This window comes from Peribacillus sp. NPDC058075 (assembly GCF_042885195.1).
Taxonomy (GTDB): Bacteria; Bacillota; Bacilli; order Bacillales; family DSM-1321; genus Peribacillus.
Genome location: NZ_JBHVSL010000001.1, coordinates 2,528,868 through 2,542,429, shown reverse-complemented (window position 1 = coordinate 2,542,429; position 13,562 = coordinate 2,528,868). Strand labels below are relative to the sequence as shown.

General features: G+C 32.8%; 15 protein-coding genes and 2 pseudogenes. 15 read left to right on the top strand and 2 right to left on the bottom strand.

Going from position 1 to position 13,562, the window contains the following annotated elements; translation table 11 throughout:
* The first annotated feature begins 231 nt into the window (after positions 1-231).
* From ACFVS1_RS12630 to ACFVS1_RS12620, 3 genes and pseudogenes are all read left to right on the top strand, one after another.
* Entirely contained in the window at positions 232-843 is a 612-nt protein-coding gene (locus ACFVS1_RS12630; RefSeq protein WP_387547838.1) for a sunset domain-containing protein, read from the top strand.
* A gap of 210 nt (positions 844-1,053) precedes the next feature.
* Positions 1,054-1,872: a MerR family transcriptional regulator gene (locus ACFVS1_RS12625; RefSeq protein ID WP_387547835.1), complete on the top strand. Its 819-nt coding sequence runs from the start codon at positions 1,054-1,056 to the stop codon at positions 1,870-1,872.
* A 62-nt stretch (positions 1,873-1,934) separates the two neighbouring features.
* Positions 1,935-2,618 (top strand): annotated as a pseudogene (locus ACFVS1_RS12620) (DUF554 domain-containing protein).
* A gap of 233 nt (positions 2,619-2,851) precedes the next feature.
* On the opposite strand, the pseudogene ACFVS1_RS12615 reads toward ACFVS1_RS12620, so the two are convergent.
* Positions 2,852-4,018: pseudogene (locus ACFVS1_RS12615) on the bottom strand (MFS transporter).
* A gap of 429 nt (positions 4,019-4,447) precedes the next feature.
* Here ACFVS1_RS12615 and ACFVS1_RS12610 point away from each other — a divergent pair.
* The 5 genes from ACFVS1_RS12610 (at position 4,448) to ACFVS1_RS12590 (ending at position 8,303) form a co-directional block, all read left to right on the top strand.
* Positions 4,448-4,954 carry a hypothetical protein gene (locus tag ACFVS1_RS12610; protein ID WP_387547833.1) on the top strand — a complete coding sequence of 169 codons (507 nt, stop codon included), beginning with the start codon at positions 4,448-4,450 and terminating at the stop codon, positions 4,952-4,954.
* Between the two features lie 266 nt (positions 4,955-5,220).
* Entirely contained in the window at positions 5,221-6,111 is an 891-nt protein-coding gene (locus tag ACFVS1_RS12605) for a hypothetical protein (RefSeq protein ID WP_387547831.1), read from the top strand.
* 380 nt (positions 6,112-6,491) lie between these two features.
* Complete coding sequence (locus ACFVS1_RS12600) at positions 6,492-6,635, top strand: hypothetical protein (RefSeq protein ID WP_387547829.1); 144 nt, start codon at positions 6,492-6,494, stop codon at positions 6,633-6,635.
* A 247-nt stretch (positions 6,636-6,882) separates the two neighbouring features.
* On the top strand, positions 6,883-7,353 hold the full coding sequence (locus ACFVS1_RS12595) for a DinB family protein (RefSeq protein WP_387549338.1): 471 nt from the start codon (positions 6,883-6,885) through the stop codon (positions 7,351-7,353).
* A 173-nt stretch (positions 7,354-7,526) separates the two neighbouring features.
* Positions 7,527-8,303 carry a VOC family protein gene (locus ACFVS1_RS12590; RefSeq protein ID WP_387547826.1) on the top strand — a complete coding sequence of 259 codons (777 nt, stop codon included), beginning with the start codon at positions 7,527-7,529 and terminating at the stop codon, positions 8,301-8,303.
* A gap of 203 nt (positions 8,304-8,506) precedes the next feature.
* Here ACFVS1_RS12590 and ACFVS1_RS12585 read toward each other — a convergent pair whose 3' ends face one another.
* The gene (locus tag ACFVS1_RS12585; RefSeq protein WP_387547824.1) at positions 8,507-8,977 is read right to left on the bottom strand and encodes a hypothetical protein; all 471 of its coding nucleotides are present in this window, start codon (positions 8,975-8,977) and stop codon (positions 8,507-8,509) included.
* Between the two features lie 243 nt (positions 8,978-9,220).
* Here ACFVS1_RS12585 and ACFVS1_RS12580 point away from each other — a divergent pair, with 243 nt between their 5' ends.
* The 7 genes from ACFVS1_RS12580 to sigH all read left to right on the top strand — a co-directional run bounded on the left by ACFVS1_RS12580 (position 9,221) and on the right by sigH (position 13,341).
* Complete coding sequence (locus ACFVS1_RS12580) at positions 9,221-9,637, top strand: cytidine deaminase (RefSeq protein WP_387547821.1); 417 nt, start codon at positions 9,221-9,223, stop codon at positions 9,635-9,637.
* Positions 9,638-9,758: 121 nt separating this feature from the next.
* Positions 9,759-10,076 carry a hypothetical protein gene (locus tag ACFVS1_RS12575; protein WP_387547818.1) on the top strand — a complete coding sequence of 106 codons (318 nt, stop codon included), beginning with the start codon at positions 9,759-9,761 and terminating at the stop codon, positions 10,074-10,076.
* A 147-nt stretch (positions 10,077-10,223) separates the two neighbouring features.
* On the top strand, positions 10,224-10,496 hold the full coding sequence (locus ACFVS1_RS12570) for a hypothetical protein (RefSeq protein WP_387547815.1): 273 nt from the start codon (positions 10,224-10,226) through the stop codon (positions 10,494-10,496).
* Between the two features lie 443 nt (positions 10,497-10,939).
* Positions 10,940-11,353 carry a hypothetical protein gene (locus ACFVS1_RS12565; protein WP_387547813.1) on the top strand — a complete coding sequence of 138 codons (414 nt, stop codon included), beginning with the start codon at positions 10,940-10,942 and terminating at the stop codon, positions 11,351-11,353.
* A 169-nt stretch (positions 11,354-11,522) separates the two neighbouring features.
* Positions 11,523-11,807, top strand: coding sequence for a hypothetical protein (locus ACFVS1_RS12560; RefSeq protein ID WP_387547810.1), 285 nt, complete (start codon positions 11,523-11,525; stop codon positions 11,805-11,807).
* Positions 11,808-11,931: 124 nt separating this feature from the next.
* Positions 11,932-12,120, top strand: a complete 189-nt coding sequence (locus tag ACFVS1_RS12555; protein ID WP_387547807.1) for a hypothetical protein — start codon at positions 11,932-11,934, stop codon at positions 12,118-12,120.
* A 573-nt stretch (positions 12,121-12,693) separates the two neighbouring features.
* Entirely contained in the window at positions 12,694-13,341 is a 648-nt protein-coding gene (gene sigH, locus ACFVS1_RS12550) for an RNA polymerase sporulation sigma factor SigH (protein WP_387547804.1), read from the top strand.
* The last annotated feature ends 221 nt before the right edge of the window (positions 13,342-13,562 follow it).

Below are 13,562 nucleotides of genomic sequence, written 5' to 3'. Positions count from 1 at the left end.
TGGGCGGATTAGCTTAAATAGGAACAAAATCAAGGACTGATTTGAGGTCCTCAATTTATATTCTTTTATCAACAATATTATTTAACAGAGTACCTCTTTACGTTGTATATCCGTTTTTTTGAAAAAAAATTTCGCAAAATTAAATTGGGAAATCTCAGACTGATTACCTATTTATTAAAATACTATGCTATATTCAAAGGAAAGTTAGTTACTTAAAGGGGATATATAGTTATGACAGAAGAAAAGGAAGATAAGAAAAAGGTTGCAATACCTATAGAAGGCGAAGAAAAGAAAAAGAAAAAGTGGTATTGGGGCTGTGGTGGTTGCGGTTGTTTAGGTTTCATCTTAATAGTACTCATAGGGGGCTGTGTTGCACTATTTGGTGGTACCGATGAAGATGATTCCGATAAAAAGGTAGATAATAAAGTCGTCAATGTAAAGGAAGAAGAAAAGGACAAAGCTAAGAAAGAACAAGAAGAAAAAGAAAAAGCCGAACAAGCTAAAAAGGAACAAGAAGAAAAGGATAAAGCTAAGAAAGAACTAGAAGAAAAAGAAAAAGCTGAACAAGCTAAAAAGGAACAAGAAGAAAAGGATAAAGCTGAACAAGCTAAGAAAGAACAAGAGGAACAAGAAAAGGTACAACAGGCAGAACTGGATAAAAAGGAAGCAGATCAGGCGAAAACTGAAAAAGCATGCCTTAATATTAAAGGTAATACATCAAGCTCGGGAGAAAAAATCTATCATGTACCAGGTGGACAATTCTATGACAAGACAAATCCAGAACAGACTTTTTGTACTGAAGGAGAAGCAAAGTCTGCTGGTTATAGAGAATCTAAAAGGTAAGGAAAAAGGGTGCTACTGTTAATTAAGTAGCACCCTTTTTCATTTATCAAGGTTTTGTGCAGTTATAATATAGATGATTAATTTACAATATAGTTATATAAAAAATAATAAAGTTGTTTACTTCTTATGGAACTAAAGGGGCAGGTTAGTTTAACTTCGTAAAATTGTGTATTATAGTGATAATAAAAATTTTTCTAAAGGAAGATTAAATTGAAGAATAGATTTTCAATTGGAGAAATGGCTAAACTCCATAATACGACCTTAAAAACCCTTCGATATTATGATGAAATTGATTTATTAAAACCTATACATACGGATCTAAACAACGGTTATAGATATTATTCAACGGAACAATTTGAACATTTGAACACTATTCATTATTTAAAGGATTTAGGTTTTTCATTAAAGGAGATCAAGGGACATCTGGATTACAGGAATATCGATGGTTTTTTGTATCTCTTAGAGGAACAAAAACGATTAACCGAAAAAAAAATGAAAGAACTGGAACGAATTAACCGAAGGTTCCAAAATCGAATCAAGGACATTAAATTAGCACGAGAAATAAAAGAATTGGAAGTGCCATTCATACAGGAGAGGAAAGAGAGAAGGATAGTAAGATTAATGGAAATAATCAGTTCAGAACCTGAGATGGAAGTTTCCTTACGACGATTAGAGAGTCTGTCTAATATGAGTTCTTCTATATTTATTGGGGGAGTAGGTCTTACGATAAGTATAAATAATACATTAAACAACAAGTTCAATGAATATAACTCGTTATTTATTTTAGTCGAAGAAGATGATATTCAAAATCCTTTAGTGACAACTATTCCCGAAGGAATGTATGCCTGCATTTATTATAATGGAAATCACAGCGATTCACCCGAACATTATAGAAGCTTACTCAATTGTATTCAAGATAACGGGTTCCAAGTTATCGGGGATTCCATTGAAAGAACAATAATTGATCATTATATCTCCGGTAGTAAAGAAGACTATCTGACAGAAATACAAATACCAATAAAGTGTTGACCCTCCCGTTACAGGAGGGTCTATATTTTTGGATAGAACAATAATTAAAAGGAGAAATGATTATGTTTGGAACAATCTTTAATACAATGATGATAGTAATCGGAAGCATTATCGGAAGCATCTTTAAAAAGGGGATAAAAGATGAATATCACAACATTCTAATGCAGGCTATGGGGTTAGTTGCGTTGGGGTTAGGAATAAATGCACTAGTGCAACATTTACCTTCCAGCAAATATCAGGTACTTTTTATTGTAAGCTTAGCCGTAGGGGGATTGCTCGGTCAAAGGCTGAATTTAGAATCAAAATTTAATGCTTTAGTTAATAAATATTCCAGAGGTAATTTAGCTGAGGGGTTAGCGACTGCTATCCTATTATTTTGTATTGGAACGTTATCTATTTTAGGTCCTGTAGAGGCAGCGTTAAAGGGAGATTATACGTATCTACTTGCAAATGGGGTGTTGGATGGGATTACCTAGATTGTGTTAGCATCCACATTTGGTATTGGGATAGCTGTTGCAGGAATTGTTTTATTTATTTGGCAAGGTGCCATTTATTTAATTGCTATTTTAATGCAGAACTCCATAAATAATGATCTTCTGAACGAAGTGAAGATTGTAGGAGGTATATTGATAATCGCATCTGGTTTAAATATTTTGGGGATTAAGAAATTTAATACTTTAAATCTTCTACCTTCAATAATAATTCCTCCTATTGTATTTTTAGTTATTCATTTTTCTCATTTATAATATTTGTGAAATATTACACTTAAACTAACGGGTGCGTTAGCTGAAGATCGGAGCTGTCTCTAAGACAGCTTTTTTTATGGAAGTAACGGGGCAGGATAGTTCCACAAGCACAGTGTCTTCGTACTATGTACTAAAGGTTTGTTTTTTGAATAGCCTTCAATCGTAAAAGCCATATTATAATCGACTTTTTTTGCAAACAAATCCACCTCTATGTTAATAGAGGTGGATTTGTTTTAGATCGATTTATACCTTTTCTTTTCATTTAAAAAATCCTTATAGACTAAAACAGCAACAACAATAAAACTTAGACTAATAACCCGGAAGATCATTTCTAAACTAATCCATTCAGCTAAAAAACCTAATACAAATGCGCTAACTCCAACACCAACGTCAAAACTGGAAAAAAAGGTTGCGTTGGCTGCGCCACTTTTTTCTTCACTTACCATTTGAACCGTCCATGTTTGTAAACATGGCATAACAGTTCCATAACCTGCCCCAAATAAAATCGCTGCAATAATAAGATGAAGATCATTTGTCGTAAAAGACAGCATAACAAGTGACAAAAATCCTAACACAGCCGACATAATGATGATAGACCATGGTCCTTTTTTGTCATACCATTTTCCGGTAAACGGACGTAGTAAAGTTGCAACAGTAGCATTGACAAGGAAGAATAGAAAAATATGATCTAATCCCTTTTGTTTTCCGAAAAGAACCAAAAATGTAATGATCGCTCCAAAACCAAGTGTTGTGATAACCGTCAGTAACGCTGGGAACCATACGTCCTTTTCAAAAATCATATTCATATATCGAAATGGTTGCTTCTCACGCTTTAGAGTTGTAGGTGAATATACAAATTGAAGCGCAATTACTGCCAATAGGCTGAGTACTACTGATGACCAAATTAAAATATAAGAAAGAAAAAGAGTCATAGATAACGATACCTATACTCGGAGCAATGATAGCCCCGACCGTTGTTGAAATAGAAAAATACCCCATTCCTTCTCCTAACCGTGTCTTAGGAATTAAATCGACTACTATTGTACTATTGGCTGTGGTTGATACTCCCCACGCTGCGCCATGGAAAAGTCGTAACAATAGAAAAAGCCATATAATATTAAGAAAAGTATACAGCATTGTAATAATTATTAAAGCTGCACTTGCACAAATGGCTAGACTTTTCCGTTGGTTATCTATTAAATAGTACCCTACAAAAGGTCTGATTAGAACAGCACCTATCGTAAATAATGATGTCACTAACCTACTTGAATGGAAGATGCATTCATGCTTAACAAATAGGCTGGTAAAATAGGAAGCAACATTTCAAACCCTATAAAAACTAAAAAGTTGCTTATAAATAAAAAAAGAAATGATTTATTAAAGATTCTTTGATTTTTCATATAATTATTCCTCGCTTCTAAATTATTTTTTCTAAATTAGAAGCGTTTGGAACACTGAAACGTTTTTCAATTGTCTAAGGTTTTTAGTCAATTGACTCACCCTCTCTAAAACTCCTTAAAAATTTATCAAATAACTATATCAGACTTCCCCCTAATAAACAAGCTCCTTTTTTAATCAACTATATTATAAATTAAATGATTTTCTTGATAGTGTAACAACTTTATTGTCACTATGCAGAAATTAACATCACAATTTGTGTCAACTCTACAATAATCCTTAATGAACTAACAGGTGCTTTAGCTGAAGATCGGAGCTGTCTTTAAAGGCAGCTTTTTCTTTATGCAACTAACGGGGCAGGTTAGTTTAATAATTATGGATAATTTTCCAATTTTCATATAATGTAGAAGGAAGAAATGGAGGAATGAAATTTGAGATTTTTCAAGATGTTTTCTTTTTGCACTTTAATGATAGTATTCTTAAATGCTTGTAGTTTAGATACTACAAAAACGAAAAGTGAAATTTTAGAAATACCTAATATAGATGAATATACAACCTTATTAGTGCAAAGTGTTGATGAGGAAGGGGTATCTTCCGAGTCAACTTCAAAGGTTATTACAGATATTAATGAAATACATGATTTTATAGATAAAGTGAACAAAATGGAAGTTGTGCAACCTCCTAATAAGGAGTTATTGGAGAAGAGTAAAGAATTAAATAAAAAAGGGAATTACTTTTTTGTATTATCCGATAAAGAAACCATGGATAACAAAGTGTACACTATGAATTTTTTTAGTGATGGAAGGATTATGTTTCAAGAACCGAACGGAAAGAAGCAAGAAGCAAATGGAGCAGGACAGAAAATGATGTATCTATCAAAAGAAAAACATTCTGATGTTCTTCTTGAAATGAAAGAATTATTGAACATTAAGTTTTAATTAATCCTTAATGAACTAACGGGTGCGTTAGTTCATTAAGGAAAACAAAATGATCAATCTTTTTTATAAAAGAATAATCCAATTAAATATTTTAAGGGCATGTTTTGATTAATCTTGCGGTAAATCTGTTTAGCCTGTAATAGGCTGGGCTTTTTTACTTTTTACGGTATAGCGTTAACCATTCGGAATCTTTGCAGGACCCTGTTAATTATGGTTGCTTTACCAGTTTGATAATTGTTAGTTAAATAAGTGAAGGAATTGATAAAATGCCATTTAATTACCAGGTTCATATAAATTTTTCAGAGGATTGGAAAAGATACCTAAAGATGCAACTAGAGACATTAGGCTATAAAATTGATGAAAATTTGGATTTGCAAGAAATAAGCTACAATTACTTTAATTGGATTAGAAGAAATGTTTTACCTCAAATAAGAAGAGTTTATAAATCAAATGAATTTACGTGTCCTCAAAAGCATCTTAATGGATTAAAACTTCTCGAAGAAAAAATTATTAAAGGTGAGCATATATGGCCCCACCTCAGCCGAAAATTGAAGGATTTAGATTATAACGATGATTTACTTAACGATTGGGGAATTCACCACCTACACCTTGGGGAAAAGGTAGAATCAGATGGCTATATAAAAAGGACAGGTCTAGTTTTATTTGCACGATTTGATAAATCAAATGCTTATTTAATCGATGTAATGGACCATCATTCATTCACGAAACAAAAAATGATCAAAGTTATTCACCGAAATTGGCCTGATTCAATTGAAAATTTCAGATTAAAAGGAGTACATAAGCAAAATAGTAAACTAACAGACGACAATATTGCTTCTTTCAGAAAATCAGGTGTCCTATCATTAATTGAAGTAGAACCTGGAGTAGTTTATGCACCTCCTGGGATGGGATTAACTACTGCAAAAACAAGTGTTCAAATAGGCACAGAGGTAGATTTCTATACTAAAAGAATACGACAATTTGAAAATCACGTTCGTTCAAATGTTGGTAAATTTGCTCAAGCTGCAAAAAAAAAGGGACACCATATGGGTCATGAGCTGCGTTTTCATCTACTTATTGATGAAAATAACGAAGTTTACGCAAATGAAATATTATCGCAAACCTCATTCTATCTAGGATCAATAAATGGTAAATAGAAAAAGCGTGTTTTGATTAATTATTTTTCAAAACACGCTTTTTCTATTTGCGCTTGTATCAATGTTTATAACGTTAATTTAATCAAACTTCATTTCAAAGCTACAGGTATAGCATTGTTGCTATCGTTCGTAAAAGTAGACTTTCTCGAACGGTGGAGCTTCTTCTCAAAACAGCCGGTATTTACGTTCGTTAAAGTTAAAAAATATTTTACGAACATCCATTTACCCCTTTGCTGTATCCATATCACTCTATAGGGGTGTAGAGAGTGCGCGACTTTTTGATGTCGTGCCTATTATTTAGTAGGTTGCGCGAAAACGGTAACTCGCGCGGCATTAAAGGTAGGGGCACTTTTTCTAACTAAAATTAGGGGGTTTTTTTTATGGAATTGGTTTTATTGCAGATGTTCTTAGCTATTGCAAGTGCTATGGTGGTGACGTCAACAAAGGTAATGGGCATCCTAACTTTTTACGGGGTAATGATATACCTACTAGTTAAAAGAGAAAACAAGAAAAAGACCCTATAAGTTAAAGACACATGAATATTATGAGTAAAGATAGTAAGGATTGATAATCCCTACTATTATATTTTATCTTTAAGTACAAATTAAAAATATATGGTAATAATGGATCAGGTGCGTTAGCTGAAGATCGGAGCTGTCTTTAAGGCAGCTCTTTTCTTATGGAACTAAAGGGGCAGGATAGTTGACTAAGGATTAAGCTAAAATGAAATATGAAATTATATTCTTATTTATTGAAGTAAAGGAGGATAAGATGAATACATATTGTAAGAGTGCATTGCATCAAATTAAAGTCGCTGTATCGACAATTGTTGAGATGATAGAAAAGTTAGAAGAAAATGACTTACAAAAAAGACCTACACCCAATAAGCATTCCATAGGAGAGCTGTTAGAACACATTGCTATTATTTGTGAAGCTGATTCGCTTATTTCAGATGGGGTATCTCAAGACACGATGAAAAAATTTTATTCAAATGTTTCATATAAGAGTCTAAGTGAGATGAAAGAAGCATTGATAAAAAATCATCAATTTTTAGAAGATAAATTTATGAATTTTACAGAAGTCGAACTTCAAGAGGAAATTACTTCTTACTGGGGTGTTACATACTCACGATATGAATGGTTGTTAGAAATCGTAGCTCACGTTTATCATCACAGAGGCCAATTACACTCTATGCTTGTTCATTGTTATGGGATAGACCCAAAAGTTACATTATTTGAATAGAACTTTACTAATGAACTCACGGGTGCGTTAGCTGATGTTCGGAGCTGTCTTTAAGGCAGCTTTTTCTTATGGCACTAACGGGGCAGGATAGTTGCATAAAGAGTAAAATTAGTAAAAAATAGTAAGTGCAGAGAACTAGTTTATAAGAAGCAGTTATATTAGGGGGAAAGAAGTTGATTACTCATTTTTCAGATTTAGAATTAATAACAGTATCTATAGAAGGTGTAAAACAATGTTACGCTAATCGCCTGCAGCTCCCCATTGTATCTGAATCTAAAGATTTTATTCGGTTTCAGCTTACGCCATTTACGACATTAAGTTTTAAAGAAGCGTATGAACCTATTCCTCCAGCGCACTTTGCTTTTCAAGTTCCATATTCTCAATTTGACGAAGTAGCATCTTTTGTTCAACAATCTGGATTATTAATTTTAAGACAAGAACATGGTCAGTTTATCGACGAAACGAATGGGAGAAAAAATTTATATTTTCGTGATGGAGATGGTCACCTACTCGAAATCATTGCACATGATTATGTAAATGAGAATCAAATAATCACATCCGGTATGTTAAAAACAATGTATTTAAGAGAGATTGGATTTCCTGTGGATTCGGTCCCGAATTTTCGAGATTGGTTGAAAAGTGACTTGGGAATGAAAACGGAAAAAGATCAAGATATGTTTAACTTCGTAATAAGTGGAACAGCACATGCAATAGTTGTTTCAAAACAAAGACCTTGGATTCCTATTGCTATGAAGGCATTACCAGCAAAGATGGTGGTGACATTCGGCACACCCAATAAAAGGTTTATTAATGACCTATCCAAAAAAATTGATAACTCTTTTTTAGACTCTAAGAAACTATTTTTAAATAGGGATAATTATACATTTTTCATTGAACATTCTCCAGAATTTAATGACTCATTGATAGAAAATTTAAATTTACCTATTTAAACCACTGGTAGAGGATTTAAAATTAGGGTCGCTGAAACAAGCTTTTCCTTAATGACCTAACGGGGCAGGTTAGTTCATTAAGGAAATGGACTAATGTGTAAATTGTTTACGGATAATAAAGGTGATACTTATCATACATGGCTAATATGTATCACTTTTTACGATTTAGGTCTTGATAATTACCATATTCGCAAAAAATTCCCCTATTGAATTTCCATAAGATTATTGTTTGTATTAAAGACAAAGTTTTGCTTGATTTTCCTCCCTTTCTCTTCCCAAGAAACCACAAATTCAGCTTCCTTTGCATTTGTAGATAATAAAAAATTATCAAATGTGAAATCCCCATTATTTGGTAATGTACCTATATTGACTGGTGTAAATAGAGCTAATTTAGTTTGATTTTTCTCACTAGTCCTATACCCTTCAAGCATTACATTTGAAAGCTCTCTTTTGCTGTTATTTTGTAGTTTTAAATTGTAATACGAATATACTTTAGGTTCCTCCGATTGTTTTGAGCTTCTTTCTGTTGAAATTTCCCAAAATTCTGTTGTTTCAGTATCTGAAGTTACGGACTTTAATTCTTCTGGACTCTGAGCTAGGGCTGTTATGGTACTCATATTCATGCCTAGGACTATTGAAAAGGCAAATATATAACACAGAATACTTTTCTTCATTTTAAATCCTCCTTTTATAGACATTATTTTTAGTATGTTTTTTAAAATGAAAATCATGCTAAAAATTAAGAACGTTTGAATTCGTACATTTATAATAAAGTCTAACTGTGTTTGGGTTTAACAAGGAGGATGCTGCGGCACTCCTTTTCTTATGGCACTAACGGGGCAGGTTAGTTGAAGAACGATTTAAGATGTTACAATTAATTTGGATATTTGAATGAGAATAAAAGTAGGGGGAAAAGAGTGAATATTGAACAAAATTTATATCAAGTAGCGAAAGAACTTATAGAAAAAAGATACCCTACTGGCTGGGGTGGAGCAGCAGCAATGTACACTATCAATGGTGAAATATTGACAAGTGTATCACCAGAGGTCATAAATGCTTCAACAGAGTTATGTATAGAAACAGGTGCGATTTTGGAAGCACATAAATTTAACACAAAAATTACTCATTCAATTTGCGTTGTAAGAGATGATGAAAACCAAGAATTTAAAGTATTAACTCCTTGTGGGGTCTGTCAAGAAAGATTATTTTATTGGGGAAGGGATGTAAAAGTCGCAGTAACTAATGAAGAGAAACAATTAATTTTTAAAACCTTAGAAGAAGTCCAGCCGTATCATTGGTCTCACGCATACAGAGATGAAGAATTATTCAATTAACCGGTACTTTAGCTTAAGATCAGAGCTGTCTTTAAGGCAGCTTTTTCTTTATGGAACTAACGGGGCAGGATAGTTGAACAAAAGGTACAATAATCTGGTATTTCATTTAGGAGGCTTAGATATGAATGATTACGGATATTTTGACAATGAAAATTATACAGGTAACCACCTACATATAGACAATTTCCAAAACGAGTTTACTCCTTATATCGAGGCCATTGCTTGGGAAAGACAAGATAAGACAATGGATATATTTTTCGATGATTTTGAAAATGAAAAGGAGTTTAACACATTATTTGGAGCTAAGGAACGTTATTATGATGACTTTATGGGGGTATTTTTAGGTAATGTAAAAACAGACGAACAAGCCTATGTAATGTTTCGTAGTTGGGTCGATACAGTGCTATATCCGTATAGAAATGGAACTAATAAAATGTAATCTAGTTAAACTAACCGGTGCGTTAGCTGAAGCCGAAGATCGGAGCTGTCTTAAGGCAGCTTTTTCTTTATGTAACTATCGGGGCGGGGTAGTTCATTACAGTTTATAATATGAGTAGACTTTGATTTAGATTGAGGAGATAAAATAATGCTTTCTTTTTTGAGAAAAGAATTTTGGGATGATAGAAATAAACCTATTCTGTTTATACAGTGGGCATTGACACTCTTTGCAATAATATTATATTTCCAAACTTATGACAGTATAGATTACTTTTACTCTGGAATTTTAAGACTAATTGCAGGAATAATCACCCTTCTAATAGGAATTGAAAACTATATTGTTAAAAAAAGAGAATATATATTTTGGTTCATCCTAACGATATTGTTTTGTGGAATGGGGATAGACATATTAATGAACTAACAGTGCAGGTTAGTTGAGGGATATTGTGAATCATTTCCATATAGGAGAATAGAAAAATAAGCTAATATAGGTTAAGGTAAGCCTTTAAGAACAGGACAGGAGGTTTTGATGTTGAAACCACATACTCAAGGTTTTATCGCCTGCCTTATAGCAGTCATTTTAGCTGCGTTAACTATTTGGTTTAAGACTGGAACAGTTAATTTAGAACTTATAACATTTTTTATATCTTGCCTCTATGGTACTTATCTTCTCATTTCTTTTTATTATAGTCGAAAAAGTAAAAACTAGATTTGTTCTTCAACGGGTCGCATTAGTTATAGAACATAGATTGATTGGGGCAGTTTACAGCTTTTTTTATGGAGCTAAAGGGGCAGAATAGTTGAAGACGAATTCCCTTAAATATTTGGTTTTTTTGGTAAAATTAAGTTGTGGGAGGGGCTGAAATGGATAAAGAATTTGAAGATATAATTGTTAAATCTTTTTTTAATAAAAGAATCCAACAAAGAGTTTTGTTCGAACTTTTTTCGGCAAAAAAACGAATGGATGCAATAGGTAGATTAAATCATAATTACTTAACTACACTCAGGGAGGAATTTATGATTGAAATACCAAAGCCTAATTCTGACCCAGAAGAAATAGAAAATCTATTGAAAAAACAAGGTGCTGGTAATGATTGTTACGTAATGTCTTGGAATGATTCTATCGATGGAAAGCATATGTCTTTAACTTCGGCTTTAGAGGTGGCAGTCGGTGAAGGATTTCCCTCAATAATCTCGTGTATCCCTGGAAAACTCGCCTACTTTGAAGCAGAACAGTCATATGGTCCTCCACCAAGGTTTTTTCTGAAAAGAAGATAATCCTTAATGAACTAACGTGTGCGTTAGCTGAAGTTCGGAGCTGTCTTTAAGGCAGCTTTTTCTTTATGCAAATAACGGGGCAGGTTAGTTTAATAAGATGGAAATGTTTTCATATATGAAATAGATGTTTTTTCGCTTATGCTGAAAGTAAAAAAGAAGGGTAAGGCGTATGGATATCACTGATTTGCTTGTTTTGTCTGTGGTTTTAGGCTTAATAAATGGTTTTAAGGACAAGAAATTTAAAACAAAAAGATTTTTCAACACGTCTTTAATATTTTTCACATCAGGTCTGTTCTTCATCATAACAGGAAATCTATTTTTGAATGATTTATTAGATAAATATCTTCCTAATGAAGAATATGGGATATTGCAATTTGGAGGTTTGTTATTGTTATATCCTATTTATACAACAATTAAAGGATTAAAAAAAAAGACTACTAACTCACTTCGTTAATTATCTATAGGGTGCAATCCTTTAATATGAAAGGATCGCCTTTCTTATTGAACAAACGGGGCAGATTTGTGAAAGAATGATTGTTAAGCATTTATTACGGAAAATTGTTATAAGAGGTCATTTTATGGATACTTCAAGTTATATATTTTTAGCAATTTATTGGGTCGGAATTATTATATGGTCGCTTAAAAATAAGGAAAAGGCTAAGAAGGAATTACTTCAATTAAAAAATAATTGGAAGACAGGAGTATTAATATTGCTACTCGTTTTATTTCCATTTTTAGTTATGGCTTCTATGATATTTGTATTGTAGTTTGTTTTCATTGTTAAGCTAACGTGGCAGGTTAGCAAGATTGTGAAGGTTTGTACTTAAACTAACGGGTGCGTTAGTTGATTAATGATCTTCAACAATTGGGCGCTATTATTGAATAAACCTTAGATTTTTAAATGACTTTATTTCAATATTTTTGATTACAGTGAAGTATCTTATATCCAAAATTAAACAACTATATTTTAGACGGGGTTATGCTTGTTTTAGGTTTTAAAATTAAATAACTTTATTGTCTTTTTACAGGATTTCCATTCTTTCGTGGTTCGCTTCATATATTCGAATATAATTTTGGGGGTGGTCAAAAAGTTTCCCATCTTTTTCAACCATCCATAAAGCCATCCTTTAGCAGAAAAGAATCTTAACAAAAATGCTTATATCTTTATCTTAGATTTATAGCATTTTTAATTGTTTCATATTTCGACAGCGTTTTCATTTGTTGTCCTTTATAATTTTAGAAAAGATCAAGAGATATTAAAGTGGATTAAACAAGCGCTAGTTTCCCAATCTATCAGTTTATTAAAAAGCATCATAACTCAATTTGGCGGAGGGATATGAGTGAGTGTAAACATCGGAGTACAGCCGATTGAAAATTATGCTAAATTAGAAGATAAAGTTTTAGTAAAGATGGTTCATAGTGGAGATAGTGAGTCATTGGCTTTTTTAATTAATAAATATCAGAATTTTGTTCGCGCGAAGACAAGATCATATTTTTTAGTTGGTGCAGATAAAGAAGATCTTGTTCAAGAGGGAATGATTGGTCTATATAAAGCTATTCGTGACTTTAGAGAGGACAAGGTGGCCTCTTTTAAAGCTTTTGCTGAACTTTGTATCACCAGACAGATTATAACCGCGATCAAAACGGCTACTCGTCAAAAGCATGTACCTCTAAACTCGTATGTTTCTCTGGATAAGCCTCTTTATGATGAAGAATCAAACTATACGCTTATGGATAGGATATCCGGAGAAAAAATAACGAATCCGGAAGCATTGTTCATTAACCAAGAAAAAGCTAATGATATAGAACTTAAAATATCAGAATTGCTTAGTGATTTGGAAAGAAGTGTGTTGACCTTATATATGGATGGACAATCATATGTGGAAATTTCTGAAGAACTAAACACGCATGTAAAGTCCATTGATAATGCTCTCCAGCGAGTAAAAAGAAAACTTGAACGGCAACTGGCGATAAGGGTGGCTATCTGATTATTTCATTGGAATTTTCTGAATTGGTATATAGTCCCGTTTATTTTTGTGAATATTAAAAATGATTTCAACCTGCTGAGGTAACCTTTTTCTTATGGCACTAACGCGTGCTTTACTTCAATAAGGGAGTTGCTTCGGCAGCTCTTTTTTTAATGAACTAAAGGGGCAGGTTAGTTGAGGCAGGTTAGTTGAAAACATAAATAGGATTTAGAGTACCTACC

What these genes read in the sequence shown, in the direction of transcription:
- ACFVS1_RS12630 (WP_387547838.1), top strand. Translation starts at nt 232, where the DNA reads ATGACAGAAGAAAAGGAAGATAAGAAAAAGGTTGCAATACCTATAGAA.
- ACFVS1_RS12605 (WP_387547831.1), top strand. Translation starts at nt 5,221, where the DNA reads ATGCCATTTAATTACCAGGTTCATATAAATTTTTCAGAGGATTGGAAA.
- ACFVS1_RS12600 (WP_387547829.1), top strand. Translation starts at nt 6,492, where the DNA reads ATGGAATTGGTTTTATTGCAGATGTTCTTAGCTATTGCAAGTGCTATG.
- ACFVS1_RS12595 (WP_387549338.1), top strand. Translation starts at nt 6,883, where the DNA reads ATGAATACATATTGTAAGAGTGCATTGCATCAAATTAAAGTCGCTGTA.
- ACFVS1_RS12585 (WP_387547824.1), bottom strand. Translation starts at nt 8,977, where the DNA reads ATGAAGAAAAGTATTCTGTGTTATATATTTGCCTTTTCAATAGTCCTA.
- ACFVS1_RS12575 (WP_387547818.1), top strand. Translation starts at nt 9,759, where the DNA reads ATGAATGATTACGGATATTTTGACAATGAAAATTATACAGGTAACCAC.
- ACFVS1_RS12570 (WP_387547815.1), top strand. Translation starts at nt 10,224, where the DNA reads ATGCTTTCTTTTTTGAGAAAAGAATTTTGGGATGATAGAAATAAACCT.
- ACFVS1_RS12565 (WP_387547813.1), top strand. Translation starts at nt 10,940, where the DNA reads ATGGATAAAGAATTTGAAGATATAATTGTTAAATCTTTTTTTAATAAA.
- ACFVS1_RS12560 (WP_387547810.1), top strand. Translation starts at nt 11,523, where the DNA reads ATGGATATCACTGATTTGCTTGTTTTGTCTGTGGTTTTAGGCTTAATA.
- ACFVS1_RS12555 (WP_387547807.1), top strand. Translation starts at nt 11,932, where the DNA reads ATGGATACTTCAAGTTATATATTTTTAGCAATTTATTGGGTCGGAATT.